The organism is Nitrosophilus sp. (assembly GCF_982775275.1).
Genome location: NZ_CEXZHP010000220.1, coordinates 1 through 2,386, shown reverse-complemented (window position 1 = coordinate 2,386; position 2,386 = coordinate 1). Strand labels below are relative to the sequence as shown.

2 protein-coding genes are annotated in these 2,386 nt (G+C 29.4%); both read left to right on the top strand.

Annotation, left to right across the window (positions count from 1 at the left end; all coding sequences use genetic code 11):
• Window positions 1-137 precede the first annotated feature (137 nt).
• On the top strand, window positions 138-428 hold the full coding sequence (locus AC30RD_RS08455; protein WP_489494054.1) for a plasmid mobilization protein: 291 nt from the start codon (window positions 138-140) through the stop codon (window positions 426-428).
• Window positions 409-2,103 (top strand): relaxase/mobilization nuclease domain-containing protein, encoded by a 1,695-nt coding sequence (locus tag AC30RD_RS08450; RefSeq protein ID WP_489494052.1) that lies wholly within the window; start codon window positions 409-411, stop codon window positions 2,101-2,103. Before AC30RD_RS08455 ends, AC30RD_RS08450 begins: the two co-directional genes overlap by 20 nt.
• The last annotated feature ends 283 nt before the right edge of the window (window positions 2,104-2,386 follow it).

Sequence of the window (2,386 nt, the reverse complement as noted above, 5' to 3'; positions counted from 1 at the left end):
ATCATGCTTTTAAGTTTTTTATTTATTGGGCGAGGTTACTATTTGTCTGACGACAAATAGACCTCGTAAGGAGGGCTTTGCCCCCTTAACCCCCACTACTTTTTTTCCAAAAAAAGTAGCAAAAAAAGGAAGTTGCTTTGAGTAAAAAAATTAGAAAAACTATTCGATTTACTGAAGATGAGTTTGCTAAAATCGAAGAGGTTTTGTCGGAACATAATTTGAGTTTTTCCGAGTTTGCAAGAAGTGCGATTTTGCGAAAAAAAGTAAAAACAAAATTGACATCTGATTATATTTACCACTTGCAAAAAATCGGAAATAATTTAAACCAAATCGCAAAAAGTTTAAATCAAAAAAAAGATGTTCCAAACTCTACAATTTTAAAACTTTTAGTTGAGATAAAAAATGATATTGAAATTTCTAAAAAATAAAAAAGGCGGATCAACCGCATCTATCGATTATCTTTTAGATAAAAAAAGAGTGCAAAACGGAACAGCAAAAATTCTAAAAGGTAATGAAAAACATACTAGAGATATTATTAAATCTATTACAAAAAAGCAAAAGGTTACTTTTGGAGTATTAAGCTTTGAAGAAAAAAACATACCAGAAGAGCAAAAGCAAGAAATAATGAATGAATTTGAAAAGACTTTTTTTGCAGGTATGAAAGAAGAACAATATAATATTTTGTGGGTAGAGCATACGGATAAAAATCGCTTAGAACTTAATTTTATAATTCCAAAAATCGAACTTAGCACAGGTAAAAGTTTTAATCCTTACTATCACAAAACAGATTTTCATTTAGCTGATCTTTTTCAAAAAAAGATGAATTTAAAATACAATTTTACAGACCCACAAGACCCAGCAAAACAAAGCAGTATTCAGGGAAACAAAAAAGCTTTAGGGCTTTTTCGAGGGTATAGAAACCTTGATAAAAAACTCAAAGAGCTTGTAGCCGATGGAGTGTTGCAAAGCAGAGATGATATTATTTCTATATTGAGAGAAAATAATATTGAAATTACTAAAATTGAAAAAGATAAAATTGAAGTAAAGCTGGAGGGAAGTAAAAAACCAAGATATTTAAAAGGAGGAATATATGCAGATGAATTCAGAGCTACTAATAAACTTAGAGAAATCGGCGAGGAAAAAACAAGAAGAGAGAGAGAATTTGCAAATAGAGATAATGAAGAAGCATACAGAAGAGTTAGTGAGCGACTTGAAAAAGCAGTTTCTAAACGAGCTATCTTCAATGCAGAATGCTATCGAGAATCTAAGCGACAAGGTAAAAGAAGTAGAACAGTTACAAGAAACAATGAAAAAATATCAAAAAGTGCAAACAAAACACAACAAGAGATTAGACAATCACAACAAGAGATTAATCGATCGCCACAAGAGATTAAAGAAATTAGAGAAATTCAAGACAGAACAAGAAGAGATGAACTTTTTACAGAGATTAAAGAAATTAATAAAGGGGAATTAAATGATATTAGAAGAAGAACTCTTGAAAGAATTAGAGAAAGAACAGAAGTTAAACGACGAGCTTATGCAGAAGCTAAACGAACAAGAATCGAAATTTATAATTCAATTACAAATGATGCAAGAACAATACAAGCAGAGCTTGAGCGAAATAATATCGAAGCAAGAGGAAAAAGAGAAAGCATATATGAACGAGCTAAAACAGTTATGCGACACAAGCGAAGCAAACGAAATAGACGACAGCGATTTAATGAAAAAATTAGAAGCATTAGAGAAAGATTTAACGAGTTTTCAGACACAATACAAGAGCGATTTAGAGATATTGCTAAACAATCAGCAAAATTTATCGCAACAGTTAAAGGACTTGCAAGAAATGTTAATGTAAAAATTGAACTAAAAAGAAAAAAAGAGATACTAGAAGAAAAAGAGCTAGAAGATGAAATAGAATTAGATAGTATGCAAGTTGATTTAAATAAACTAGATAACTCAATTTTTTTATCTTCTAAGCAAGAAAAAGTAGAGCAAGAGGAAATAACAGAAGAAGAGAAAAAGAGAGAAAAAGAAAAAGAGAGAAAAGAAGAATATCATTATAGCTATGATGATAGCTATAATGATTTTTCGCCCGGATTTTGAAATTTGAATATTAATTTTCACTTAAATGAGAGTCAAGTGTTGAAATAAACCCTAAAAAAATAGAAAAATAATGTATTTTTGCAAAAAAAACAAATATATCTGTAAAAAAATATCAATATTTAATGTATTTTTTGCCTTTTTTTATAGTTCAACCGACGATGTGGGATAATTCAACTATTTTTTTAATCTTATAGTTAATTTTTACTAAGAATTGGCAATTTATCTTCTTTAGCTAATTCATACCACTTCTCCCATACTCTTTGAGCTTTATTTTTATCATACT